Source organism: Burkholderia sp. ZZQ-2 (genome assembly GCF_050768715.1).
Classification (GTDB): Bacteria; Pseudomonadota; Gammaproteobacteria; order Burkholderiales; family Burkholderiaceae; genus Burkholderia; species Burkholderia cepacia.
The window spans coordinates 1-25,733 of record NZ_LDVA01000293.1 but is presented as its reverse complement, the minus strand read 5'-3'; the positions used below and the strand labels follow the sequence as shown (position 1 = coordinate 25,733).

The window sequence follows — 25,733 nt, the reverse complement described above, 5'->3', positions numbered from 1 at the left end:
CCGGCTACATATTCCGGCCCCACCTTCGACGCACATTGTGCGCCTTCCGATTCCCGCCCGACAAAAAATTGACACAAATCAGGCACTTAATCCTGGCCTTGCGAGGCGAACCGGGTATAATTCCGCGTTTCCCTAAATCGATTTTTCGATGGTTGGGTTGTTCACTGCTTTCACGCTAACACCGGGAGTGGGAATGTCCAATCTGAGCGATGCGCTTCAGTTGAAGTCGGCCCACAGCCAGCTTCCAGTCACTGCATACTTCGATGAGGCGCTACTCGAGCGCGAGATCGAAACCCTCTTCAAGAAAGGACCTCGTTACGTCGGGCACGAGTTGATGGTGCCCGAGGCGGGGGATTATTTTGCGCTGCCGTCCGAGAAGGAAGGTCGCGTGCTGGTCCGCAACCCCGCGAACCAGATCGAACTGCTGTCGAACGTCTGCCGTCACCGGCAGGCGATCATGCTCAACGGGCGCGGCCACACGCAGAACATCGTGTGCCCGCTGCACCGCTGGACGTACGACCTGGACGGCCAGTTGCTCGGCGCGCCGCACTTCCCCGACAAGCCGTGCCTGAACCTCGGCAAGAGCCCGCTGCAGAACTGGCAGGGGCTGCTGTTCGAAGCCGAAGGCCGAAACGTCGCGCGCGATCTCGCCCATCTCGGCACGAAGCATCACTTCGACTTCTCCGAATACCACTTCGATCACGTCGAAGTGCACGAGTGCGATTACAACTGGAAGACGTTCATCGAGGTCTACCTCGAGGATTACCATGTCGTCCCGTTCCACCCGGGCCTCGGCAGCTTCGTGTCGTGCGACGACCTCAAGTGGGAGTTCGGCGACTGGTACAGCGTGCAGACGGTCGGCGTGCACAACGCCCTCGCGAAACCGGGCAGCGCGACTTACCAGAAATGGCACGAGCAGGTGCTCAAGTTCCGCAACGGCGTGCCGCCGGAGTTCGGCGCGATCTGGATGGTCTACTACCCGGGCCTGATGATCGAGTGGTATCCGCACGTGCTCGTCGTGTCGTGGCTGATCCCGCGCGGCCCGCAAAAGACGACCAACATCGTCGAGTTCTATTACCCCGAGGAAATCGCGCTGTTCGAACGCGAATTCGTCGAGGCGGAACGCGCCGCCTATATGGAAACGGCCGTCGAGGACGACGAAATCGCGATGCGGATGGACGCAGGCCGCCGTGCGCTGATGGCACGCGGCGAGTCGCAGGTCGGCCCGTACCAGAGCCCGATGGAAGACGGCATGCAGCACTTCCACGAGTTCCTGCGCCGCCACCTCGGCGACATCTGACAGCCGGTGCGGCGCTTTGACGCCGCACGGCATCCGGCAGACGAAAAGACGGGCTTCGGCCCGTCTTTTTTTGTTTAGACTTGGAATGTCAGGCCATTCGCACTCCAGGGAGCCGTCATGCCACACACCCACTACACCACACTCATTTCCGCCGCCAATCTCGCCGAGCGCCTGGCGGCGGCGCCCGGCAGCGTCGCACTGTTCGATTGTCGCTTCGATCTCGTCGATCCCGCCGCCGGCGAAGCCGCGTATGCGGCCGGTCATATCCCCGGCGCACAGTATCTTCATCTCGACCGCGACCTGTCCGGCCGCAAGACGGGCACCAACGGCCGCCATCCACTGCCGACCCGCGACGCACTCGCCACGCTGCTCGCGAGCCGAGGCCTCAAGCAGGGCCAGCAAGTCGTCGCGTACGACGCACAGGGCGGCGCCTATGCGGCGCGCCTGTGGTGGCTGCTGCGCTGGCTCGGCCACGATTCGGTCGCCGTGCTCGACGGCGGCCTGCAGGCCTGGGAAGCAGCCGGCCAGCCTCTGGCGACCGACGTGCCGCACCCGGCCGCCGGCGATTTCCGCGCGGCTGCGCCGCTCGAATCGACGGTCGACGCGGCAGCCGTGCTCGCCAACGTGAGCACACCCACGCGCGTCGTGATCGATGCACGCGCACCCGACCGCTACCGCGGCGAAAACGAAACGATCGATCGTGTGGGCGGCCACATCCCCGGTGCGCGCAACCGCTTCTTCAAGGACAACCTCGCCGCGGACGGCCGCTTCAAGACCGGCCATGAGCTGCGCGAAGCGTTTTCCGCGGTGCTGGCTGGCACCGAACCGAACCGCGTGATCCTGCAATGCGGCTCCGGCGTCACCGCCTGCCACAATGCGCTTGCACTGGAGGTGGCGGGTCTGCACGGCGCGTCGCTGTATCCAGGCTCGTGGAGCGAATGGAGCGCCGATCCGTCGCGACCGATCGCAACCGGCCCGACACCGTAAGCGCGGTCGCAACGCAGCGGCGGCATGTGCCGCCGCTTGCCGGTTACATCACGCCGTACTTGTGGAACCACGCGATCGCGCGCTTCCAGCTCTCCTCCGCATCGGCCTTCACATAGCTCGGCCGGTAATCGGCAAAGAACGCGTGGCCGGCATCCGGATACACGACGATCTCCGATTCGCGCGCGAGCTTCGAATCGCTCGCCTGGATCGCCTTGCGCATGTCGGCGAGCGATGCCTGCGTGATGTTCGCGTCCTTCTCGCCGTAGAGCCCGAGCACGGGCACCTTCAGCAACGATGCATGATCGACCGGGTTGAACGGCGTCATCTCGTCGGTCTTGCCTTCGACGAACCCGTACCATGCAACGGCCGCACGCACGTGCGGGTTGTGCTCGGCATACAGCCAGCTCTGACGGCCGCCCCAGCAGAACCCGACCACGCCGAGACGCGACAGGTCGCCGCCGTTCTTGCCGGCCCACGCGACGGTCGCATCGAGATCCTCGGTCACCTGCCGGTCCGGTACCTTGCTGATGATGTGCTCGGACAGATCCTTGATCGTCGGATACTTCGCCGCATTGCCCTGCCGTACGAACAGGTCGGGCGCGATGGCGAGATAACCGAGCTTCGCGAAGCGGCGGCAGACGTCGGCGATGTGCGCGTGCACGCCGAAGATCTCGTGAATCACGATGACGACCGGCAGGTTCGTCTTGTCCTTCGGCTGCGCGCGATACGCGGGCACGCTCGCGTCTCCCGAGCGGATCTCGACGGTGTCGACGTCCAGCCCTTCGCTGTCGGTCGTGACCGTCTGCGCCGACACGGGCAGCACCGCCGCTGCGAAGGCACCGCCCAGCGCGGCCTGCATGAACTTGCGGCGCGAGAACGGAACGTGGGGAACCAGGCTGTCGACTTCGGGTTTCAACATGAATGCACTCCTCGATTGGGCGCCGCCGTCACGATCGCGGATACGGCATGACGTGGCATCGCGCCGGCATGCGGCGCGGATGTCGCGGCGGTTGGCACCCCNCCCCGCCGCAAACGGAAACCCGGACAAGATGCCCAATAATCCGTTGTCACGTCAACTGTCGGATATGTAAGACTCGATTACGGCGTGTTGCTTCGACACGCCGATCGCCGCGCAAAAAACCGCAGGCGCCCCATCGAATCGCGATGCAACAAGCCGCATGTCGATCGCCGTCGAGCGATCGGATGCTGGCGAATTGAAACGAAAAACACGCGATCGATGTTGCCCGTCACACGCCGGCACGGCAGCCCGCAAAGAACGACGGGCAGGGACTACGCACGACGTGCGCTCCCCGCCCGCTTCCCGCGCGAACGTGCGCTCAGTGCAACTTGACGCGCGGCAGCGTCGTGCGCCGCAGCCAGTGCGCAACCGTGTCGAGCATCATGCGCGGATAGCCGTGCAGCGCGGCGATGTGCATCCGGTACAGCGACATGTACATGAAGCGCGCGAACAGCCCTTCGATCAGCATGTTGCCGCCGATCAGCCCGCCCATCAGGTTGCCGACCGCGCTGAAATGGCCGAGCGACACGAGCGAGCCCAGGTCGCGATAGGTGAATTCGGGCAGCGGGCGCCCGTCGAGCCGACAGCCGATTGCCTTCAGCAGGAAGCTCGCCTGCTGGTGCGCAGCCTGCGCGCGCGGCGGCACGTTGCGCTCGTTGCCGGGCCATGCGCATGCCGCACAATCGCCTAGCGCGAACACGTTGTCGTCGGTAAAGGTCTGCAGCGTGCGGCGCACGTCAAGCTGGCCGAGCTTGTTGACCTGAAGGCCATCGAGATTGGCGAGCACGGACGGCGCCTTGATGCCTGCGGCCCAGACCGTCAGGTCGGCACGCACCGTCTTGCCGCTCGCCGTGTGGACAGCCCCGGGCGCCACCTCGGTCACGCGCTCGGCAAGCATCAGCCGCACGCCGATCTTTTCGAGCAGTTCGGCCGTCGCCGACGACACGCGCTCCGGCAACGCCGGGAGAATTCGCGGCCCCGATTCGATCAGCACGATGCCGACGTCGTGCCGCGGGTCGAGCTTGTGCAGCCCGTAGGCCGACAACACCTGCGCGGTGTTGCGCAACTCGGCGGACAACTCGACGCCCGTCGCGCCGCCACCGACGATCACGACCTGGATGCGCGGCTCGGCCGCCTCGCCCGGCGCAGTCGGCGCCGGCGCCTGATGTTCCGCACGCATGCACGCGGCGATCAGCCGCTTGCGGAAACGCTCGGCCTCGCCGACCGTATCGAGCGCGATCGCGTTTTCCGATGCGCCCTGCACGCCGAAGAAGTGGGTCGTGCTGCCGATCGCGATCACGAGCGTGTCGTATTCCAGCTCGCGCGCCGGCAGCAATTCCTCGCCGTCGCTGTCGTTGATGGGTGACAGCGTCAAGCGTTTCGCCGCGCGGTCGAGCCCGGTCAGTTCGCCCTGCTGGAATTCGAAGCCATGCCAGCGCGCCTGCGCTGCATATTCGAGCTCCTGCGTGAACGGATCCATGCTGCCGGCCGCGACCTCATGCAGCAGCGGTTTCCAGATGTGGGTCGGATTGCGGTCGACGAGCGTGACAAGCGCACGCGCGGGACGATTGCCGCGCGCGCCGTAACGGTCGCCGAGCCGCGTCGCCAGTTCCAGGCCGCCCGCGCCTCCGCCTACGATAATGATCCGATGCATCTGTTCCCCCTTTGCGATTCGAAACTGCTGCCGCCGGACAGTGCGAACGCGATGCATTCGCGCCACCCGTTGGATTAACCGGTTCGGACATCATCGATGTGCAGTTCGAAGCACTTCGATACGACCGCCCCGGGAACGCGGGGCGCGCAAGCCCCCGTGTCCATGACATGCATTGTCCGGGAGCTTGCGCGTTGACCACAAGCAAACCATCTCGATATTCAGCATCCCTGCAACAATATGCCGCAGGAATCGGGAACCGCGTGGCGGTGCGTCAGTGTGCCTCTTCCCAGTTCGCGCCGGCACCCACTTCGGCGACGAGCGGCACCTTGAGCTTCGCCACGCCGCACATCATTTCCGGCAGTTTCTCGCGCACCAGCGACAGCTCGCCGTCGGGTACCTCGAGCACCAGTTCATCGTGCACCTGCATGATCATCCGCGACGCAAGCTTGTCGCGCGTGAGCCAGTCGTCAACCGCGATCATCGACAGCTTGATCAGGTCGGCCGCCGTGCCCTGCATCGGCGCATTGATCGCCGCGCGCTCGGCTGCCTGGCGGCGCGGCCCGTTGCCGCCGTTGATCTCGGGCAGCCACAGGCGGCGACCGAAAACGGTTTCGACGTAGCCCTTCTCCTTCGCCACCGAGCGCGTGTCTTCCATGTACTGCGCGACGCCCGGATAACGGGCGAAATACCGGTCGATATAGAGCTTCGCCGCATCACGCGTAATGCCGAGGTTCGATGCGAGCCCGAACGCGCTCATCCCGTAGATGAGCCCGAAGTTGATCACCTTCGCGATCCGGCGCTGGTCGGAATTGACCTCCAGCGGCGTCACGCCGAACACCTCGGCGGCCGTTGCGCGGTGAATGTCTTCGCCCTGCGAGAACGCGCGCAGCAGCGACGCATCGCCCGAAATATGCGCCATGATCCGCAGTTCGATCTGCGAATAATCGGCCGACACGATCCGGTGGCCCGGCGAGGCGATGAACGCCTCGCGGATCCGCCGGCCCTCGGCCGTGCGCACCGGAATGTTCTGAAGATTGGGATCGTTCGACGCAAGACGGCCCGTGACCGCGACGGCCTGCGCGTAGTTCGTGTGCACGCGGCCCGTGGACGGGTTCACCATGCGCGGCAGCTTGTCGGTATAGGTCGACTTCAGCTTCGACAGCCCGCGATGCTCGAGCAGCAGCTTCGGCAGCGGGTAGTCCTCGGCCAGTTTCTGCAGCACTTCCTCGTCGGTCGACGGCGCGCCGCTCGGCGTCTTTTTCACGACCGGCAGTTGCAGCTTCTCGAAGAAAATCTGCCCGATCTGTTTCGGCGAGCCGAGATTGAATTCGCCGCCGGCCAGTTCGTACGCCTGCCCTTCGAGCTCGATCAGGCGCGTCGCGATTTCGGTGCTCTGCGCCTGCAGGCGCGCATCGTCGATCAGCACGCCCGTGCGTTCCATCTTGCGCAGCACGAGCGACACGGGCATTTCGATCTCGCGATACACGCGCTCGAGGCCCGGTTCGCGTGCAACCTGCGGATACAGCACGTGATGCAGCTGCAGCGTGATGTCCGCATCTTCGGCCGCGTATGCGGCGGCCTCCGCAAGCGCCACTTCGTCGAAACCGATCTGCTTCGCGCCCTTGCCGGCCACGTCTTCGTACTTGATCGTCTTGACGCCCAGATGACGCAGCGCGAGGCTGTCCATGTCGTGCGTGCGGTGCGATTCGACGACGTACGATTCGAGCAGCGTGTCGTGCTCGATGCCGTTCAGTTCGATGTCGTAGTTCGCGAGCACCTGCGCGTCGTATTTCAGGTGCTGGCCGACCTTCTTGCGATCGGCCGATTCGAGCCACGGCTTCAGGCGCGCGAGCACTTCGTCGATCGGAAGCTGTTCGGGCATGTCGGGACCGCGGTGCGCAACCGGCAGGTATGCCGCCTTGCCCGGCTCGATCGAGAACGACAGGCCGACGAGCCGGGCGAGCATCGGGTCGAGCGAAGTCGTCTCGGTGTCGAACGCGGTCAGCGCGGCCGTGTCGATCTTGGCGAACCACGCGTCGAACTGCTCCCAGGTCTGGATCGTGTCGTATTCGCGGACGATGTCGGCTGCCACCACCGGCGCCGGCTCGCCTTCCGGCGCATCGGCGCCGCCGCCTTCGGCCGGCGCGCTGTCGACTTCGCGCAGCCAGGTCTTGAAGCCGTAACGCGCGAAGATGTCGCGCATCATGTCGCGGGCTTCGCCGTCCGTCTTCAACGACGCCTCGATCGATTCGAGGTGCGGCGCGAGATCGCAGGCCGTCTCGACGGTCACGAGCTTGCGGCCGAGCGGCAGGAAGTCGAGCGCGCGGCGCAGGTTGTCGCCGACCACGCCCTTGATGTCGCCCGCATGCTCGATCACGCCGTCGAGGCTGTCGTATTGGGCCAGCCATTTCACGGCCGTCTTCGGCCCGCACTTCTCGACGCCCGGCACGTTGTCGACGGTGTCGCCGATCAGCGCGAGGTAATCGATGATCCGCTCGGGCGGCACGCCGAACTTCGCGATCACGCCGTCGCGATCGAGCGTCTCGTTGGTCATCGTGTTGACGAGCGTGACGCGGTCGGTCACGAGCTGTGCGAGATCCTTGTCGCCCGTCGACACGATCACGTTCATCCCGTGCCGCTCGGCTTCGCGCGCGAGCGTGCCGATCACGTCGTCGGCCTCGACGCCTTCGACCATCAGCAGCGGCCAGCCGAGCGCACGCACGGCGCCGTGGATCGGCTCGACCTGCAACGCAAGATCGGGCGGCATCGACGGACGGTTTGCCTTATAGTCGGCATAAAGGTCGTCACGGAACGTCTTGCCCTTTGCATCGAACACGCAAGCGCTATACTCTGCACTGACTTCCTTGCGCATACGGCGCAGCATGTTGATGATTCCGTAGAGCGCTCCGGTCGGCTCCCCGCCAGGGCCACGCAAATCAGGCATCGCATGGTAAGCCCGATACAGATAGCTCGAACCGTCAACCAATAGCAGGGTCTTACCTTCCAGATTTCGTTCTTCAGGCATTATGAACAAGAGAAAAGTGATTCCGAGTCTGCGTTCGCTCGCAGATCAAGAACGCGCGACGGCCAAGAAGGCGCGCGCATCGTGGCAGATGTTCACGATTATGGCAGAGTTTATCGAGGCGACCGAGTACCTGTCGGAGATCCGCCCGGCCGTCAGCATCTACGGTTCTGCTCGCCTCAAGCCCGACACGCCGCACTACAAGCTCGCCGTGCAGATCGCACGCAAGCTGTCCGACGCCGGCTTCGCCGTGATCTCCGGCGGCGGCCCCGGCATCATGGAAGCCGCGAACAAGGGCGCGCACGCCGGCAAGGCGCCGTCGGTCGGCCTGAACATCGAGCTGCCGCACGAACAGGCCGGCAACCACTACCAGGACATCTCGCTGCGCTTCCGCCACTTCTTCACGCGCAAGGTCACGTTCGTGAAGAATTCGGATGCGGTGATCGTGATGCCGGGCGGCTTCGGCACGCTCGACGAGCTGTCGGAAGTGCTCACGCTGATCCAGACGAAGAAATCGCGCCTCGTGCCGATCATCCTCGTCGGTAGCGAGTTCTGGAAGGGGCTGCTGCAATGGTTCCGCGACCAGTTGATCCCGATGGGCCTCATCAATCCGGAAGACATGAACCTGATGCAGGTGATCGACGATCCCGACCAGGTGCTCGACGCCGTGCTCGCGTTCTACGAGGACAGCGGCGAGGAAGAAGGTTCGGACGACGATGGCCATCCACCGCGCCCCGAAGAAGACCGGATGTTCTACCTGTAACCGTTGGATGAAGACCGCCGGCCCGAGGGCCGGCTTCCCGCTTTCTGCGCGGCAGGCGTGGCGATCCCGCCACCTGCCGTGTGTCACTTTGTAACGCGCCATTAATCGCGCTTGGCGTGCCATACGCCGTCGAATGTCAAATTCGCAAGGCCGGTGCCGTGCGACGCGCGCAATCATCCGCAAACGCGGGCCGCCATTGTCAAATGACGCGACCCGACGCCCGTACCCTGCGCCTGCCGGCCGCCAATCCGCCGTAACAAACCCGCCTCGCGTTTTCCGTCGCGCACCAGCACACTGCATGTGTCGGTGCGGCGTTTCCCCCGGTGGAACGATCCCCCCTCGCTTCCATCGCGTCGCGCCGGCCTTTTACAACGACATCACGGAAAAGAACATGCAACGCTCGCTGATCGCCCTTGCCTTCGCCGGCCTCGGCCTTTCGCTGTCCGGCCTCGCCCACGCCGTCAACGTCGACGTCAACATCGGCACGCCCGCACCGGTCGTCGTCGCGCCCGCGCCCGTCGTGGTCGCCCCGGCGCCCGCGGTCATCGTCGGCTGGCACGGCGACCGCTACTGGGACGGCCACCGCTACTGGGAACGCCGCGAATGGGAAGATCACCAGCGTTATCGCGGCCGCGAACATGGCCCGGATCGCCGCGGCTATCACTGCCCGCCGGGGCACGCGAAGAAGGGCGAGTGCTGAGCGACAGCGCAATCGCCTGACCGGCAAGGCCGCCCGTGCGCTTCAGCGCCGGGCGGCCTTGTCGCTTTCAGCGGCACGCTCCGCGCCATCCCTGCTCCCCACCGGCGATGCGAGCGGCAAGCCCGACTGCCGCGCACGCCGCGGGCCGGTGCAGCGCGTGCCTGCAACCGCCCGCACGACCGTGGGAACCAATGGTAGGATCGGCCCTGTTCATGGCCATTCCCGCCACCCATGCCACTCATCCGGATCTGGGCTGTCGACCATGCCCTTGCATCTGGCATCGCCGCGCCGACCGACATCTTCACGGCAGCCAATCATCTCGCCCCGTCATTACGTATCGGCCGGCCGCAAGCCCCGTTTCGCTGGCGCATCGAATCGATCGACGGCAAGCCGGTACGCACGGCTTCCGGCCAGGCCGCCGCGGTCGACGGCACGATCGACGGTCACGGCACCGCCGATGCGATCTGGCTCACCGCTCCGTTCGTCGCCGATCTCGAGCGGCTGCTCGCCCGGCCGGCGTCACTCGCGCCGCTGTTCGACGCGCTGCGCCGGCAACATGCGCGCGGCACACTGATCGCGACGTACTGCACGGGCGCGTTCCTGCTCGCGGAAGCCGGGCTGCTCGACGGCCGCGTCGCCACGACGCACTGGTCGAAAGCATCGAGCTTCCGCGTACGCTATCCGGACGTGGCATTGCGCGCGTCGGACGTCCTGACCGAACAGGACGGCATATTGTGCGGCGGCGCCGTCACGTCGTATCAGAATCTCGCGTTGCGGGTCGTCGACAAACTGGCGAACGCGCGCCTTGCCGCGGCCGTCGCCAAGGTCATGCTGATCGACGTGAACCGCGTGTCGCAGGATTCATTCATCGATCTCGGCCGGATGGGGCATGACGGGCACGACGATGCGGCTATCGCACGCGCCCAACGCTGGATGGAAAAGCACCTGCGCGAGCCGTTCAGCCTCGCCCGGCTGAGCGATCACGTCGCGATGAGCGAACGCACGCTCCATCGCCGCTTCAGGGACGCCGTGGGCGCGCCGCCGCTCAGGTATCTGCAGACGCTCAGGATCGAAGTCGCGAAGCGGCTGCTCGCGGAAACGACGCTCGCGATCGACACCGTCTGCGAACGCGTCGGCTATGCGGACATCAGCGGCTTCCGGCAACTGTTCAAGCGCGAGACCGGCATTTCCCCCGGCGAGTATCGCCGTCGCTTCACGCGATAAACGCGCGCAACCGTCGTCGGGTGCAGTGTCGGAAATGGCATCGTCGAATGGCAGTTTCGCCACTCCGCGTGGCGGCATGCGGTTCGTACACTGGATTCACGTCGCCCAGCATCGGAGCGACGCCATCCTCACCGAACCAGGACACCATCATGCCGATGATCGACGTCTACATTCCCGAAGGTGCGCTCGCACCGCAGGCCGAAGCCCAACTGATGGAAGAACTGACCGGAACGCTGATCCGTCACGAGGGACTCGATCCCGACGATCCGCGCACGCGGGACGTGACCTGGATCTTCGTCCATCGGCCGGCAGCCGTGTATCGCGCAGGGGCTGTCGCGCCTGCGCCGATCTACCGGATCGTGCCGACCGTGCCGGAAGGTCAGTACACGGATGCCGCGCGTGCCGGGCTGATCGCGGACGTGACCGCTGCCGTCGCGCGCGCGGAGGGCCTGCCGGTCGACGCCGTCGCGACGCGCGTGTGGGTCTTTCCAACGGAAATCGACGACGGCTGCTGGGGCAGCCGCGGCGTCGTGCGCCGCCTGCCGGACATCATGGAATATTTCGGTGGCGCCGAACTGCGGGCGCTCGGGGAATGGCGGCTGGCGATCAAGCGACAGGCGGATGCGGGTCGGGTCGTCGATGCGGTGCGAGATTCGATGTTGGAAACGGCTCGGAGTGGATCGCACGAACCGGCCGCCAAAGCCGCGCGCTGACCCCGGCGCGCAGCTGCTTGTCCGACACGCACAGCAGCGTGCCGGACGGCACGAAAAAGCAATACGCGGACGAGATGCGCCCAAGAGCGAGCGCACCTGTTTAATCACTTATTCGGTCAATAGCACGGACACTTTTTGACAGGGCCGGGACCAATCACCGCGACGGGTTTGCAGGGGTTGGACGGACCGATTACTGCGACGGGTGCACAAGGATTGGACGGGCCGATCACCGCGGTTGCGGCCATTGCCGACAGAGATGTGGTGAACATCAGGGAAGCCAGCAAGAGATTGATTTTCATCAGGTATGCCCTCTTTCATTTTGATAGGAATCGATCGGATCGACTGTTCGCCGTTCCTTCGTACGGGCGTCGAATAACGCCGCGCAGGAGAGCATATTCTCGATGACAGGGGCAACCAATAGGACAACTTCCAAATTGCAGAAAATGATCGAGTTCCAGTACTAAGGCCGCGACGCGCGCCACCGCGAGTGGCTACGCACGGCCAGACGGAGCGGTACAAGTGCACGCCTGCCGCCTTGAAGCCCGTCATGCCCCTGGTCGCGATTGCGCCTGACATCGCGACGCACACCGCACCCGGGGCCGCCGTTCACATCACTGGAACGCCACCTCCGCAAAGCTCCGCAGTTTCCGGCTATGCAGCTTGTCGAGCCCGTTCGTGCGCAGGATCTCCATCGCCTTCACGCCGATCTGCAGATGCTGGTCGACCTGCCCGCGATAGAACGTATCGGCCATGCCCGGCAACTTGAGCTCGCCGTGCAGCGGCTTGTCCGACACGCAGAGCAGCGTGCCGTACGGCACGCGGAAGCGGAAGCCGTTCGCGGCGATCGTCGCGCTTTCCATGTCGAGCGCGATCGCGCGGCTCTGCGACAGGCGCTGCACGGGTTCGCGATGATCGCGCAGCTCCCAGTTGCGGTTGTCGACGCTCGCGACGGTGCCCGTGCGCATCACGCGCTTCAGTTCGACGCCATCGAGCCGCGTGACGTCGGCCACCCCGCGCTCGAGCGCGAGCTGCACCTCGGCGAGCGCCGGAATCGGCACCCACAGCGGCAGGTCGGCATCCAGCACGTGATCCTCGCGCACGTAGCCGTGTGCGAGCACGTAGTCGCCGAGACGCTGCGTATTGCGCAGCCCCGCGCAGTGACCGAGCATCACCCACGCGTGCGGACGCAGCACCGCGATGTGATCGGTGATCGTCTTCGCGTTCGACGGACCGACGCCGATGTTGACCATCGTGATCCCGCTGCCGTCCGCGCGCTTCAGGTGATACGCGGGCATCTGCGGCAGGCGCGGCGGCGCGGCGCCCTCGGCCGGCTCGCTGCCGAGGTTCGCGTTGTAGGTCACGACATCGCCCGGCTCGACGAACGAGCTGTACTGGCTGCGATACGCGCGCACCTCGGGATCGTCGCTCTCCGTCATCACCGTGCGGCCCAGCTTCACGAACTCGTCGATGTAGAACTGGTAGTTCGTGTAGAGCACGTAGTTCTGGAAATGCGTGGGCGACGTCGCCGTGTAGTGGCGCAACCGGTGCAGCGAGAAGTCGACGCGCGCGGCCGTGAACAGCGCGAGCGGATGCGGCTCGCCCGGCGCCGGCTCGAACGTGCCGTTGACGATGCGATCGTCGAGATACGACAGGTCGGGCGTATCGAAGATGTCGCGCATCGCGAGCAGGCGGTCGCGGTCGAGCTCGCCCTCGAGATGGATGCCTTCGGGAAACGCGAAATGGATCGGAATCGGCTGCGACGACACGCCGATCTCGATCTTCACATGGTGGTTCTTCGCCAGCAGGCGCAGTTGCTCGCGATAGTAGTTCGCGAAGAGGTCGGGGCGCGTGACCGTCGTCTCGAACACGCCGGGGCCCGCGACGAAACCATACGAGCGGCGCGAATCGACGTGCGTGTTGACATCGGTGCGGATCCGCACGAACGGGTAGCACGCGCGCACGTGCTCGGTGATCGGTTCGTGGCGGCGATAGCGCGCGAATGCGTCACGCAGGAAACCCGTGTTCGTGTCGTAAATGGCGGACAGCCGCGCGACGGCGGCGACCGGATCGTCGAAAGCCTCGACCGACGGGCTCTCGGGCGTCAGCACACGGTGCCGGCGGCTCAAATCGTTCTTCATTTTCATCACCTCGTCTGATCCGACGACATTACCACGGAACCCGGTCGCCCTTGTGGCTGCCCCCACGCACGCGAGGGCCGGATGGTGCGCAGTATTTGCTAAAATTGGTGGGTTCACTGGAGACTCATCATGAAGCCGCTCATTCTCGTCGTCGCTGCCGCCGCGTTTGCCGCCGCCAGCGCCGCTTACGCCGCCGGCGGCACGCCTGACGCCGACGCGCAGGCACGGGCCGAGGCCAACGAGGCCGCCGGCCTGCCCGATCTCCGCAAGATCAACCGGCCGGGCGCCGAAGTCACGTCGAAAGTCGACTTCGCCGACATCCGCCGCACGCCGAGCTTCCACGAAAAGAGCAAGAACGGCACCGAAGTCACCGAGTACCGCGATCGCGGCAAGCCGGTCGAGATCGACGTGAAGTCGAACTTCGGCACGCGCTACCAGATGAGCTCGACGCCCGACACGTCGCCGAAGCCGCACGACGCGGGCATCCCGATCACGCGCCTGCCGTCGCTGAACCTGCGCTACTGATTCCGTGGCGCGCCGCACCGAACGCCGCGCGCCGCTTCCCTTCACCTGCTGTCGCGACGCACGCCGCCCGCGTGCCGACACCCTGACCTGACGCATCCCGCATGGCCGTTTTCACAGCTGTTTCCGACTCCGATCTCGCGCAATGGATGCGCCACTACGAACTGGGCGACGTGCTTGCGTTCCGCGGCATTCCGTCCGGTATCGAAAACAGCAATTTCTTCCTGACGACGACGCGCGGCGAATACGTCCTCACGATCTTCGAAAACCTGACGGCGCAGCAACTGCCGTTCTACCTCGACCTGATGCGCCATCTGGCCGGCCACGGCGTACCGGTGCCGGATCCGATCCCGCGTGACGACGGCGCGTTGTTCGGCGAGCTGCACGGCAAGCCGGCCGCGATCGTCACGAAGCTCGACGGCTCCGCCGAACTCGCGCCGGGGGTCGAACACTGTATCGAGGTCGGGCAGATGCTCGCGCGCATGCACCTCGCCGGCCGCGACTATCCGCGCAACCAGCCGAACCTGCGCAGCCTGCCGTGGTGGCAGGAGAACGCGCCGGCGATCTCGCCGTTCATCACCGACGCGCAGCGCGCGCTGCTGGAAAGCGAACTCGCGCATCAGGCCAGCTTCTTCGCGTCAGACGATTACGCGGCACTGCCGGCCGGACCGTGCCATTGCGACCTGTTCCGCGACAACGTGCTGTTCGCGCACGCGGCGCCCGGCACCGGCCATGACGTGCGGCTCGGCGGCTTCTTCGACTTCTATTTCGCGGGCTGCGACAAGTGGCTGTTCGACGTCGCGGTCACGGTCAACGACTGGTGCGTCGACCTCGCGACCGGCGTGCTCGACGTCGCGCGCGCCGATGCGCTGCTGCGCGCGTACCAGACCGTGCGGCCGTTCACGGCCGAGGAGCGCCGCCACTGGAGCGACATGCTGCGCGCGGGTGCGTACCGCTTCTGGGTGTCGCGCCTGTACGACTTCTACCTGCCGCGCGCGGCCGAGATGCTCAAGCCGCACGACCCCGGCCATTTCGAACGCATCCTGCGCGAGCGTATCGCGCATACGCCCGCGCTTCCCGAGATCCAAACCGCATGCAACTGATCGAAGTGCCCGCGAAAACGGGCTATGTCTGGTTCCGCCAAGGCATCTGGCTGTTCCGCCGGAACCCGCTCGCGTTCATCACGCTGTTCTTCACGTACCTGCTGGCGATCACGCTGGTGTCGCAGGTGCCCGTGATCGGCTCCGCGCTGCCGCTCGTGTTCATTCCCGGCATCGCGGTCGGCTTCATGGCCGCATGCCGCGACACGGTGGCCGGGAAGCCCGTGATGCCGACGATCCTCATCGACGGCTTCCGCTCGTACGGCACCGTCGCGACCCAGCGGCTGCTCGTGCTCGGCGTGATCTACGTCGCGTCGATGGTGCTCGTGTTCGCTGCCTCGTCGTTCGTGGACGGCGGCGCGCTGTTCCACGTGATGATGGGCGCGGCCGACGAAGCGAGCGCGACGCCGGAAACGCTCGCCGCGCAAGGCACGTTCGGCGCGCTGATGTTCGCGACGCTGCTCTACCTGCCGGTCGCGATGCTGTTCTGGTTCGCGCCGGTGCTGGTCGCGTGGCATGACGTGCCGCCCGCCAAGGCGCTGTTCTTCAGCGTCGTCAGCTGCTGGCGCAATCGCGGCGCGTTCGTCGTGTACGGCGCGCTGTGGTTCGGCGTCGCGCTCGGCACGTCGCTCGCCCTGTCGCTGCTGCTGCAGGCGCTCGGCGCCGGCGCCTATGCGCTGACGATCATGATGCCGGTGACGATCGTCATCGTCACGATGCTGTACTGCTCGTTCTACGCGACCTATCGCGGCTGCTTCGGCATCCAGGAGCCGGGCGCGACGACCACCACGTCGGGTCGCTGAAGTCTCCCCGGCCGGCGCGTGTCGCCGGCCCGCCGCGCTCGCGCCGGGTTACCGCCCGGCGCCTCCTCCGTTCCCCGCCTCCGTCGGCCGCCTCCCCGCGCCGGCCGCCCCCTGTTCATCCCGATCTTTTGCGCGCAAAATGATTTGCGTACAAATTGTTCGCGCGTTCGACGCGCCGCCCGAATGATGGACCGCCCGCCCCCGCTGCCCCAGACGCTCGACGAGCAACTCTGCTTCGCCCTCTATTCGACTTCGCACGCGATGACGAAGGCGTACAAGCCGCTGCTCGACAAGCTGTCGCTGACCTATCCCCAATATCTCGCAATGCTCGTGCTGTGGGAGCGCGATGACATCGCCGTGAAGGACATCGCCGCGCGGCTAGACCTCGACCCGGCCACGGTCACGCCACTGCTGAAGCGGCTGGAGGCGCTCGGCTACGTCGAGCGCGTGCGCAGCGCAGCCGATGAACGCGTCGTGAACGTGCGCGTGACACCGGAAGGCCGTGCACTGAAGGAGCGCGCTCGCTCGGTACCCGCCGATCTGTTCTGCGCGATGCAGCAGTCCCCCGAGTTCCTGGTCAGGCTGCGCGCCGATCTCCACCAGTTGCGCGACGCGCTGTCGGCCGCCAACGAACGCTGACGGGAAAGCATCGACGAACCGGCCCGGCACTGTCGGGCCTTTTCTTCAAAATTTCATTTGCACACTAATCATTTGTGTTCTATATTTTCGTCGTGGCCGGCGACACCCCGTTCGACCGGGCCGCTTTCCTCCCTTTTCCCGACAGGAGCTGCACGATGAACATTCTGTACAAGACCAGCGCCACTAGCACGGGCGGCCGCGACGGCCGCGCGGTATCCGCCGACAACAAGCTGGAAGTGAAGCTGGCCGCGCCGCGCGAACTCGGCGGCACGGGCGCGGAAGGCACGAATCCGGAGCAGCTGTTTGCCGCAGGTTACTCGGCCTGTTTCCTGAGCGCGATGAAATTCGTCGCCGGCCAGGACAAGAAGGCGCTGCCGGCGGACACGCAGGTCACGGCGGAAGTGGGCATCGGGCCGAACGACGCAGGCGGCTTCGGGCTCGACATCGAGCTGCGCGTGTCGCTGCCGGGGCTCGACAAGGCCGACGCGCAAGCGCTGGTCGAAAAGGCGCACCACGTGTGCCCGTATTCGAACGCGACGCGCAACAACGTACCGGTGCGCCTGACGGTCATCTGACGCGACGCACCGCCACACATGCAAAAAGGGCGCGTGCGGCATGTAGCCGCACGCGCCCTTTTCTGCTGCGTGACTCGCCGGAATGGCGGACCGGCCGGCCCGCCCTGCGCTGCTTAGCGCGCGCCGAACGAATACGGGCGGTTCATCGCCGATTCGCGATCGATCTTGCGCATGCGGAATTCGAGATCGTAGATATCGGTGGCTTCGGACAGGTACGCCTCGGCGCGCTCTTTACGGGCCGTTTCAGCGTTCTTGGTCAGCATCAGGAAGAGGTGGCTCAGCAGGTACATGGTCGATCTCGCAATCCAAGGGTTCTTTGACTAGGGTTTTCCCGGATTATAGGGAAAACCCTAGTTCTTGGCCAGCGTCGATCAGACGATGCGTCGTTCGGTCGCCACAGTGCGCCGCTGTGCCTCGAAAAAGGCCCAGATCATCGCGCTCGCATCGGGACCGACCGCCGCATGAAACGGCACGGCTTCATCGCCGCCGGCCCACGCATGATCGAGCCCTTTCACATGACAGAGCCGCACGACAGGCTGGCCGTCGCGGCAGACATCGGTGATCTGCGCGCCCGCGTCGCGCGTCTCGACCCGCTCGCCGCCGCGCAGTGCGCCGCGGCTGTCGGCAAGCCCGTTCAAGCGCATGAACTGAACCGTCAGCTGGTCGGCATTCTTCGGGGCGACCACGTGGTCGCCGTCGCCCTGGACGATCAGCGCGGGCATGCCCGGGTACGCGGCGGCATCGACCAGCGCATCGACGGCTGCAGCCGGGTTCTGCCGCACGCCGCGCCGCATCACGTCCATCGCGGTAATGCCGGAATTCGCCTCGCCGAGCGCGGGGCCCGAGTGCAGCGCCACCGCCGCGAAGCGGTCGGGATGGTGCAGTGCAAGAAGCGATGCAAGGCCCGCGCCGGCCGACAGTCCCGCGACATAGACACGCGATGCGTCGAAACCGTGTTCGTCGACGAGCGCGTCGACGAGCGACGCCACCGCGTTCGCCTCGCCGCGGCCCGCGCGGTCGGTATCTTCATACCAGTGCCAGCAGCCATGTGCATGGGCGCGCAGCGACTGCTCCGGATACAGCACCGCGAAACCATGCTTGTCGGCCAGCAGGTTCATCCGCGTGCCTTGCGCGAATTCGTCGACGGACTGCTGGCAGCCGTGCAGCATCACGACGAGCGGCATCGCGCCGCGCCGGCGGCCGGGCGGCACGTAGAGCCCGTAAGCGAGATGCTGGACGAGGCGCCCGAGCGCGGGTGCCATCGGATGTTCGCCACGCGTCCACTCGCCTGCCGCCCATGCGGCCGCGCGCGGGCGCACGCGCGATTCACGCGGCGGGGACAGATCGGATACGGCGGGAGACGCCGCAGCCTCGAGTGCGTCGCGTGTGATGCGCTGCGCATCGCGCGCCGCGCGTTTGGCGGCCGGAGACAGCATGCGTTTCATGCCGCCCAGCCACACCTTGGTCAGACTTTTGGTCATCGATCGGGCTCGCAGTCAGGAAAAATAGGGGCACCACAGCGGATGCAGCGTTCGACTTTGTGCAATGCACCATAACATTGTTTCCGGGATTTTTCCTGCACGCGGATATTTCCCGGCCGCGCAAAAAACGGGGCTCGGGCGCACGCGGCGCTATACTGGGGCTTCGCCGCTTGTATCCGTTGTAGTCGTTCTTTCCGGCTCGCGCGTTGATTTAAGCATCTTCCCCGCCTTCGTTCGTCCCCTTCCCGATGTTCGACCTGTCGTCTCACCTGTGGATCATGATCACCGCGTTCGGCGGCGCCGGCCTGACCTTGCCGCTCGCGATCACGATCGCCGTCTGGCTCGCGCTCGGCTACTCGTGGCAGCGCGCGGCCGCATGGCTCGGCGTGCTCGCGGCCGCGATCGGCGTGGTCGCGCTGACGAAGATCGCGTTCCTCGGCTGGGGCATCGGCATCCGCAAGTGGGATTTCACCGGGTTCAGCGGCCATGCGATGCTGTCGACGTCGGTTTATCCGGTCGCGATTTTCCTGGCGCTGATCCGCACGCGCACGCCGGTGCGGATCGCCGGCATCGCGCTCGGGCTCGCAGCCGGCGTCGCGGTCGGCGTGTCGCGCGTCGCGCTCGACGCGCATTCGCCGTCCGAATCGATCACCGGCTGTATCGTCGGCGCGATCGCCGCGCTCGCGTTCATCGCGGGTTCGTGGCGCGCGGTGCCGCACCGCTGGTCGGTGCCCGCGGTCGTCGCGAGCCTCGCGCTCGTCACCGTGGCGCTGCACGGCATCACGGTGCCGTCGCATCGCTGGGTCACCAAGGTGGCGCTGCAGTTGTCGGGCCACGAGCGCCCGTTCGTCCGCGCGCGATGGAAGGCCAACCCGAACTACCGCCCCGCATCGCAGCCGTCGTCGCTGCAGCGCACCCAGTCGTCGTCGCAGACGCTCCGTACATGACCGGCCGCCCGGCCGGCCCTCCTTTTCAGGTCTGACCATTCCATGCGCGCCGTCGCATGTGCGGTATGTCGAGCGTTATAACCCGCCCTATATTACGATTACGGTTTCCACCCATTCGAACGAACTCGCCATGCGCTCAACCGTCCGTCCGCTTCGCCGCACCCTGCTTCGCCTGCTGCCGATCGCCACGCTTGCCGCCGGAGTCGCGTTCAGCGCGCCCGCTTCCGCCGCCGATGAACTCGTCGTGTCGGCCGCCGCCAGCCTGACGAACGCGTTCAAGGCCGTCGGCGATGCGTACGAGAAGCAGCATCCGGATACCAAGGTGCTGTTCAACTTCGGCGCGTCGGACGTGCTGATGCAGCAGATCGCCAAGGGCGCGCCGGCCGACGTGTTCGCGTCGGCCGACCAGAAGGCGATGGATCGTGCGGCCAGCGAAAAGGTGATCGTGCCCGGCACGCGTCGCGATTTCGCGGCGAACTCGCTCGTGCTGATCGTGCCCGCGGACAGCCACGCGGCCGCGCCGACGTCGCTGAACGACCTGACCGCATCCGGCGTGAAGCGCATCGCGTACGGCGACCCGGCGTCGGTGCCGGTCGGCCGCTACACCGAAGGCGCGCTGCGCGCGGCCGGTGTGTGGGACGCCGTCAGCGCGAAGGGCGTGCTGGCCGCCAACGTGCGCCAGAGCCTCGATTACGTCGCACGCGGCGAAGTCGACGCAGGCTTCGTGTTCGGCACCGACGCGGCAATCATGCCGGGCCGCGTGAAGGTCGCACTGACGGTGCCGACCAAGACCGCCATCACCTACCCGATCGCCGTGGTCAAGGACAGCCGCCACGCCACGCAGGCGCAGTCGTTCATCGACTTCGTCGCGTCGCCGCAAGGCCAGGCCGTGCTGTCGACGTTCGGCTTCAAGCCTGCGGGCAAGTGAGCGTAACGCGATGCAAGACGCCTGGGTCCCGCTGCTGCTGTCACTGAAGGTTGCCGGCTGGGCGACCGCGCTCGACATCGTGCTCGGCGTCGCAGCCGCGTTCATGCTCGCGCGCTGGCGCTCGCCGCTGCGCGACGTCGTCGATTCCGTGCTGACGCTGCCGCTCGTGCTGCCGCCGACGGTGCTCGGGTATTACCTGCTCGTGCTGCTCGGCCGGCGCGGCGTGTTCGGCGCGTGGCTCGACAGGCTCGGCATCGAGCTCGTCTTCACGTGGCAAGGCGCGGTGATCGCGTCGATGGTCGTCGCGTTTCCGTTGATCCTGAAATCGGCGCGGGCGGCGTTCGAAGGCGTCGATCCGCATCTCGAACGCGCCGCGCGCACGCTCGGGCTCGGCGAAGCGGCGGTGTTCTTCCGCGTGACGCTGCCGCTCGCCACGCGCGGCATTCTCGCGGGCGCGCTGCTCGCGTTCGCACGCGCGCTCGGCGAGTTCGGCGCGACGCTGATGATCGCGGGCAACCTGCCCGGCCGCACGCAGACGCTGTCGGTCGCGATCTACGCGGCCGTGCAGGCCGGCGACGACAGCACGGCCAACTTCCTCGTGCTGGTGACGTCGATCACCTGCGTGCTCGTACTGCTCGCGACCGGCTGGCTCGTGCCGTCGCGTGCCCGGCGGAGCCAGCTGACATGACACGCCTGCCTCGCCCATCGTCGTGCGTGGCCGGCCGGCTTCCGCGGAGGCCTGCATGAGCCTCGTCGTCGACATCCGCAAGACCTACGCGAATGCCGAGCGCCGCTTCACGCTCGACATGTCGTTCACCGCGACGATGCAGCGCGTCGTGCTGTTCGGGCCGTCCGGCGCGGGCAAGAGCATGACGCTGCAGGCGATCGCCGGCCTGTTGTCGCCCGACGAAGGCACGATCGTGCTGAACGGCGAACCGCTGTTCGACGCCGCGCGCCGCATCGACGTGCCGACCCGCGAACGCCGCGTCGCGTATCTGTTCCAGGACTACGCGCTGTTTCCGCATCTGAACGTGCGCCAGAACATCGCGTTCGGGCTCACGCCGGGGCTGCGCAACCCGCGCGCAAAAGCAGTGCCGCCGGAAGTCGCGTACTGGCTGCAAGCGTTCGATCTCGAGGCGCTCGCAGGGCAGTATCCGTCGCAGCTGTCCGGCGGGCAGAAACAGCGCGTCGCACTCGCGCGCGCACTGGTCGCGCAGCCGCGAATCCTGCTGCTCGACGAACCGTTCGCCGCACTGGACGGCGCGATGCGCCAGCGCATGCGTCACGAGCTCGCCGAGCTGCAGGCGCGGCTCGACATCCCGATGGTGCTGATCTCGCACGATCCCGACGACGTCGCCGCGTTCGGCGACCAGGTCGTGCAGTTGAGCGAAGGACGCGTGCAGGCGGCGACGCCGCACGCCGAGTGGCCGACGCGCGTCGCTTGAGTGCGCGTGGCCGTGGCCGTGGTCGTCGTGGCAAGCACGTTGGAGCCTGAGAGAAGCCGCCAGCAGCGGCACAAGGCGAAAGCGGAAACGAAGCCGGCGCCGTACCGATACAGCGGCGACGCCGGCTTCGCTCCGTCCGTCACACGGCAGCCGAAGCGCGCCGGTACGCCGCCGCTCAGCCCGTCACCGCAAGAATCACGCTCGACGCCTTGAACAGCGCGATCGCGGGCCGGCCGGCACCGAGCTGCAGCGCATCGACGCTGTCGTTGGTCACGACGGCCGTCAACGTCCCGCCGCCGTCGAGCGCCAGTGTCACCTCGCTGTTCACCGCGCCCGCTGCGACGGTTTCCACGTGGCCGCGCAGCTGGTTCCGCGCGGACACCTTCAACGCGTGCTCACCATCGTCGGCCGCGAGCACGACCCAGGACGCCTTCACGAGCGCGCAGGCATCCGCGCCAACCTGCAGGCCGAGCGCATCGGCGCTCTCGTGCGTCAGCACGGCAACGACCGGCTGTCCGCCGGGCAGCGTGAGCGTGACCTCGTCGTTGACGGTGCCGCGCACGATCGCCGCGACCTTGCCGAACAACTGGTTGCGCGCGCTGGTCTTCATCCCGATCCGGCCGATCAGCGCCCAGTCGACGTCGAACCCGGCCACGGCCGCGCTCGCGGCCTCGATGAACCGGCGATGCTCGCGCTCGATCGTGCGGAACGCGGCGATCAGCGACGTCGCGCGCGGCGTCAGCGTCGTGCCGCCGCCGCCCTTGCCGCCCGTCGAACGCGCGACGAGCGGTTCGCCCGCGAGATTGTTCATCGTATCGACGGCATCCCACGCGGCCTTGTAGCTGAGGCCGACGGCCTTCGCCGCGCGCGTGATCGACCCGGTGTCGCCGATCGCCGCGAGCAGCGCGATGCGCGTGGCGCCGCCGAGCGTCTGCTCGCCGGCGCGCAGCCACAGCTCGCCGCCCAGTTCGAGCGGTTCGGCGGACGGGGAAGAATGCGGTGCGTCGGTCATCGGGATACGTGCGGGAATTGGACCGGAGCCGGAATCGGGCCGGAATCAGGCGGCCATTATAGTCGGCGCGTGCCGCTCAACCCGGCTTGCCGTCGAGCTTCGGCGGCCGCAGGCTGGCAAGCAGCGTCTCGGCGTCGCGCGCCGCGCGCTGCTCGAGCGCCGCGCCGTAGCCGCGCACGAAACCGAGCTGATACGGCGGCGCCGCCAGTTTCTCGAGATGATGCAGCGCGACTATCGTGTCGTTGGCTTCGCCGAGCACGCTCTGCACGCGCGCGAGCGTCTTGACCGTCTCGGTGCGCGTGCGGCGCGACGCCAGCGACGCGAAGAACTCGAGCGCATAGCGCAGCCGCTTCGCATCGATCCGCACCTGGTGGCGCGCAGCCGTGTCGAGCGACGTGAGCGATGGCGACGCGTACAGATGGCCGAACAGCCGCCGCACGCGCTTCGTCGCGTGGCGCCGCAGCGAGGGTGCGTCGCCGTCTTCGGCGTGCGGCATCGCAAGCGAGCCCAGCCATTCGAGCCAGCCGAGCGTCAGCCGCGCGTAGCGGGCCGAATGCAGCGCCTGCCGCAGCTCGCCCCGTGCCGCGACGCACTGTGCGCGCGCGGCGTCGAGCGTGCCGTTCCATTCGCCGTCGCCGCCGTCGGCTGCGATCAGCGCGGGCAGGCTCTCGGTCGCGAACACGTCCCAGTCGCGCACCGTGCCGAGCAGCGCGGCAAGCCAGTGCATGTCCACGCCGAGCGTGTCCCGCCACTGGCGGTCGGCAAAGCGCGGGAAGAAGCGCATCAGCGTACGCAGGCGGCGCAGCGCGACCCGCATCTGGTGCACGAATTCGGGATCGTCGTACTCGAGCACGCCGCCCTCGTTGCCGAGCCATTGCGCGGTGATGTCGCCGGACAACGCGAACAGCGCGGCGCGCTGCGTGCGCACGCCGGTCAGGTCGACGGGCTGCGCCTTGACGGGCCCGCTGGCGGCCGGCTCGTCCGCACATGCGCGATCGATCACGCTCGTCAGCTGGACGAATGCGGGCCACGCGCCGCTCAGTTCGCGCGCCGCGGCAAACAACGCGTGCAGCGCGGCCGTGCGCGCGGCCCGGGTTTCCCAGTCCGGCGCGGCAAGACGCAGTTCGACATAGCGGCGCGGCGGCTCGCCGCCGCGATGCAACGTGACGTCGTCGAGCGTCATCTCGACCACGACGCCGCTGTCGTCGGCCCACCGCCCGCGCCGCCGCTCGCTGACGAGGCGCAGCGCCGACGATTCCGGCTGCATGCCGGCCTCTGCGCGCCCGGTCGTATCCGGCGCGACGCCGTCGACTTCGCCTGTCACCTCGGGTACGGGCAACGGCATCGCGACGACGATGCCCGCATGCTCCGCGTCGAACAGTTCACGCGTCGTGACCCCCGGCGCAAACACCTTCGTGCGCGACGCGACGACCCGCCTTCCATGCGCATTCGACTCGACCCACGTCCACCAGCTTGCGCCGGGGCTCGGCTCGGCCTCCTCGATCTGGCACGGCTCGATCGTCACGCGCTCATGGCCGCGGCGCATCCGGACCTGCGGGCAGATCCGCCACGCGCGCACGAGTTCGGCACCGAAATCACGCTGCGTGCCGCGGGCGCGACCCGCAGCCTTGGCCGGCCACCCTTCCAGCGACAGCGACAACACGATTTCCAGCACACGCGACATGGAGGCTCCTGCACATGAAGAAGCGCCGGCGGGTCTTCCGATCGCGCCGGCGTCGTCCGTGAAGCTGCTTCCATAGTACACGCCGCAAAAACGGGCAGGCAACGATCTGGCCCTGTCGCCCTGTCGCAGGTCAAACGGCGTACTGCGCGAGGCCGTTGCCGAACGACCAATCCTCCTTCAGCACCTCGACGAGACTGATGAAGACGTCCTGCTGCCGCACGCCGGGCTGCTGCGCGAGGTTGTCCGCGATCGCCCGGTACAGCGCGCGCTTCTGCTCGAGCGTGCGCGTGTTGTTCGCGGTGATCTGGATCATCACGAGATCGTCGCTGCGTTCGATGTCGAGGTAGTGGCGGCCGTACACGAAGTTCTCGGCCGCATGCTCGGTGACGACCATGAAGATGTCGTCCTCGGGCACGTTGAACGTGTGCATCAGCGCGCGATGCACGCCATCGACGAGCGCCGCGCGGTACGCGGCCGGTTTGCCTTCGCGGACTGCGATACGGGTGAATGGCATGGTCCTGCTCCTGTCGGTGAAGTTGACGTTGACGAACGGAAACACAGCGTCAGGTTAGGCGCGCCGAACTATAATGAACAGTCATTGATGAATATTTCATCCATTTAAATCGAAAATGAAAGTCCTCGACCTCGATGCCGTACGCGCGTTCGTGCTGGTCGCCGATCTCGCCAGCTTCACACGCGCCGCCGATGCGCTCGGCACCACGCAGTCGGCCGTGAGCCTGAAGCTGAAACGGCTGGAAGCGCACCTCGGCAAGCCGCTGCTCGCGCGCACGCCGCGCGTGGTCAAGCTGGCCGCCGACGGCGAGAATTTCCTGCCGGCCGCCCGTGCGCTGCTCGACGCGCACGACCACGCGCTCGGCGCGATCTCGGCCGGCACGCACCGGCTCGCGCTCGGCGTCAGCGAGCATGTCGCCGTGCCCGACCTGCCGGCCGTGCTCACGAGCCTGCATCGGCAGGACCCGGGGCTGTCGCTCGAAATGCATCTCGGAACGTCGACGAACCTGCTCGCGCAATACGACGAACGCCGGTTCGATGCGGTGATCGTGCGGCACGAGCCGGG

25 protein-coding genes are annotated in these 25,733 nt (G+C 66.7%); 16 read left to right on the top strand and 9 right to left on the bottom strand.

What is annotated here, in order from left to right:
* Positions 1–193 precede the first annotated feature (193 nt).
* Both ABY44_RS25280 and ABY44_RS25275 read left to right on the top strand, forming a co-directional pair.
* Positions 194–1,300, top strand: coding sequence for an aromatic ring-hydroxylating oxygenase subunit alpha (locus tag ABY44_RS25280; protein WP_027791078.1), 1,107 nt, complete (start codon positions 194–196; stop codon positions 1,298–1,300).
* Positions 1,301–1,417: 117 nt separating this feature from the next.
* Positions 1,418–2,287: a sulfurtransferase gene (locus ABY44_RS25275; RefSeq protein ID WP_059693931.1), complete on the top strand. Its 870-nt coding sequence runs from the start codon at positions 1,418–1,420 to the stop codon at positions 2,285–2,287.
* 43 nt (positions 2,288–2,330) lie between these two features.
* Here the strand turns inward: ABY44_RS25275 and ABY44_RS25270 are convergent, their stop codons facing one another.
* From ABY44_RS25270 to polA, 3 genes are all read right to left on the bottom strand, one after another.
* Positions 2,331–3,206, bottom strand: coding sequence for a dienelactone hydrolase family protein (locus tag ABY44_RS25270; protein WP_021160848.1), 876 nt, complete (start codon positions 3,204–3,206; stop codon positions 2,331–2,333).
* A gap of 418 nt (positions 3,207–3,624) precedes the next feature.
* Positions 3,625–4,959, bottom strand: a complete 1,335-nt coding sequence (locus ABY44_RS25265; protein ID WP_042975832.1) for an NAD(P)/FAD-dependent oxidoreductase — start codon at positions 4,957–4,959, stop codon at positions 3,625–3,627.
* Between the two features lie 271 nt (positions 4,960–5,230).
* Positions 5,231–7,984, bottom strand: coding sequence for a DNA polymerase I (gene polA, locus ABY44_RS25260; RefSeq protein ID WP_060173133.1), 2,754 nt, complete (start codon positions 7,982–7,984; stop codon positions 5,231–5,233).
* A gap of 1 nt (position 7,985) precedes the next feature.
* Here polA and ABY44_RS25255 point away from each other — a divergent pair, with 1 nt between their 5' ends.
* From ABY44_RS25255 to ABY44_RS25240, 4 genes are all read left to right on the top strand, one after another.
* Positions 7,986–8,744, top strand: a complete 759-nt coding sequence (locus ABY44_RS25255; protein WP_027791073.1) for a TIGR00730 family Rossman fold protein — start codon at positions 7,986–7,988, stop codon at positions 8,742–8,744.
* A gap of 391 nt (positions 8,745–9,135) precedes the next feature.
* Complete coding sequence (locus ABY44_RS25250) at positions 9,136–9,444, top strand: hypothetical protein (protein ID WP_027791072.1); 309 nt, start codon at positions 9,136–9,138, stop codon at positions 9,442–9,444.
* Between the two features lie 231 nt (positions 9,445–9,675).
* The gene (locus tag ABY44_RS25245; protein WP_027791071.1) at positions 9,676–10,668 is read left to right on the top strand and encodes a GlxA family transcriptional regulator; all 993 of its coding nucleotides are present in this window, start codon (positions 9,676–9,678) and stop codon (positions 10,666–10,668) included.
* A gap of 149 nt (positions 10,669–10,817) precedes the next feature.
* Positions 10,818–11,381 (top strand): tautomerase family protein, encoded by a 564-nt coding sequence (locus ABY44_RS25240; protein WP_059693927.1) that lies wholly within the window; start codon positions 10,818–10,820, stop codon positions 11,379–11,381.
* A 611-nt stretch (positions 11,382–11,992) separates the two neighbouring features.
* Here the strand turns inward: ABY44_RS25240 and ABY44_RS25235 are convergent.
* Entirely contained in the window at positions 11,993–13,519 is a 1,527-nt protein-coding gene (locus ABY44_RS25235) for an AMP nucleosidase (RefSeq protein ID WP_027791069.1), read from the bottom strand.
* A 129-nt stretch (positions 13,520–13,648) separates the two neighbouring features.
* Here ABY44_RS25235 and ABY44_RS25230 point away from each other — a divergent pair, with 129 nt between their 5' ends.
* From ABY44_RS25230 to ABY44_RS25210, 5 genes are all read left to right on the top strand, one after another.
* Positions 13,649–14,044 (top strand): hypothetical protein, encoded by a 396-nt coding sequence (locus ABY44_RS25230; RefSeq protein WP_021160838.1) that lies wholly within the window; start codon positions 13,649–13,651, stop codon positions 14,042–14,044.
* 101 nt (positions 14,045–14,145) lie between these two features.
* Entirely contained in the window at positions 14,146–15,144 is a 999-nt protein-coding gene (locus tag ABY44_RS25225) for a homoserine kinase (protein WP_060173132.1), read from the top strand.
* Positions 15,135–15,944 carry a BPSS1780 family membrane protein gene (locus ABY44_RS25220; protein ID WP_027791067.1) on the top strand — a complete coding sequence of 270 codons (810 nt, stop codon included), beginning with the start codon at positions 15,135–15,137 and terminating at the stop codon, positions 15,942–15,944. Before ABY44_RS25225 ends, ABY44_RS25220 begins: the two co-directional genes overlap by 10 nt.
* Positions 15,945–16,130: 186 nt before the next feature.
* Positions 16,131–16,583: a MarR family winged helix-turn-helix transcriptional regulator gene (locus ABY44_RS25215; RefSeq protein WP_048022285.1), complete on the top strand. Its 453-nt coding sequence runs from the start codon at positions 16,131–16,133 to the stop codon at positions 16,581–16,583.
* A 155-nt stretch (positions 16,584–16,738) separates the two neighbouring features.
* Positions 16,739–17,158: an organic hydroperoxide resistance protein gene (locus tag ABY44_RS25210; RefSeq protein ID WP_027791065.1), complete on the top strand. Its 420-nt coding sequence runs from the start codon at positions 16,739–16,741 to the stop codon at positions 17,156–17,158.
* 113 nt (positions 17,159–17,271) lie between these two features.
* Here the strand turns inward: ABY44_RS25210 and ABY44_RS25205 are convergent, their stop codons facing one another.
* Positions 17,272–17,448 carry a DUF3563 family protein gene (locus ABY44_RS25205; RefSeq protein ID WP_021156289.1) on the bottom strand — a complete coding sequence of 59 codons (177 nt, stop codon included), beginning with the start codon at positions 17,446–17,448 and terminating at the stop codon, positions 17,272–17,274.
* 81 nt (positions 17,449–17,529) lie between these two features.
* Positions 17,530–18,639: an extracellular catalytic domain type 1 short-chain-length polyhydroxyalkanoate depolymerase gene (locus ABY44_RS25200; protein ID WP_027791064.1), complete on the bottom strand. Its 1,110-nt coding sequence runs from the start codon at positions 18,637–18,639 to the stop codon at positions 17,530–17,532.
* Positions 18,640–18,887: 248 nt separating this feature from the next.
* Here ABY44_RS25200 and ABY44_RS25195 point away from each other — a divergent pair, with 248 nt between their 5' ends.
* The 4 genes from ABY44_RS25195 (at position 18,888) to ABY44_RS25180 (ending at position 21,959) form a co-directional block, all read left to right on the top strand.
* Positions 18,888–19,586, top strand: coding sequence for a phosphatase PAP2 family protein (locus tag ABY44_RS25195; RefSeq protein WP_060173131.1), 699 nt, complete (start codon positions 18,888–18,890; stop codon positions 19,584–19,586).
* 130 nt (positions 19,587–19,716) lie between these two features.
* Positions 19,717–20,514 (top strand): molybdate ABC transporter substrate-binding protein, encoded by a 798-nt coding sequence (gene modA / locus ABY44_RS25190; protein ID WP_060173130.1) that lies wholly within the window; start codon positions 19,717–19,719, stop codon positions 20,512–20,514.
* A gap of 10 nt (positions 20,515–20,524) precedes the next feature.
* Positions 20,525–21,202: a molybdate ABC transporter permease subunit gene (gene modB / locus ABY44_RS25185; RefSeq protein WP_021156293.1), complete on the top strand. Its 678-nt coding sequence runs from the start codon at positions 20,525–20,527 to the stop codon at positions 21,200–21,202.
* 55 nt (positions 21,203–21,257) lie between these two features.
* On the top strand, positions 21,258–21,959 hold the full coding sequence (locus ABY44_RS25180) for a sulfate/molybdate ABC transporter ATP-binding protein (RefSeq protein WP_027791060.1): 702 nt from the start codon (positions 21,258–21,260) through the stop codon (positions 21,957–21,959).
* A 175-nt stretch (positions 21,960–22,134) separates the two neighbouring features.
* On the opposite strand, the gene ABY44_RS25175 is transcribed toward ABY44_RS25180, so the two are convergent.
* The 3 genes from ABY44_RS25175 to ABY44_RS25165 all read right to left on the bottom strand — a co-directional run bounded on the left by ABY44_RS25175 (position 22,135) and on the right by ABY44_RS25165 (position 25,169).
* Positions 22,135–22,971, bottom strand: a complete 837-nt coding sequence (locus tag ABY44_RS25175) for a TOBE domain-containing protein (protein WP_060173129.1) — start codon at positions 22,969–22,971, stop codon at positions 22,135–22,137.
* A gap of 76 nt (positions 22,972–23,047) precedes the next feature.
* Entirely contained in the window at positions 23,048–24,655 is a 1,608-nt protein-coding gene (locus tag ABY44_RS25170) for a CHAD domain-containing protein (RefSeq protein ID WP_060173128.1), read from the bottom strand.
* A gap of 130 nt (positions 24,656–24,785) precedes the next feature.
* Positions 24,786–25,169: a tautomerase family protein gene (locus tag ABY44_RS25165; protein WP_059521475.1), complete on the bottom strand. Its 384-nt coding sequence runs from the start codon at positions 25,167–25,169 to the stop codon at positions 24,786–24,788.
* Between the two features lie 115 nt (positions 25,170–25,284).
* Here ABY44_RS25165 and ABY44_RS25160 point away from each other — a divergent pair.
* Positions 25,285–25,733: LysR family transcriptional regulator (locus ABY44_RS25160; RefSeq protein WP_431642539.1), on the top strand; the 449-nt coding region annotated here is incomplete at its 3' end.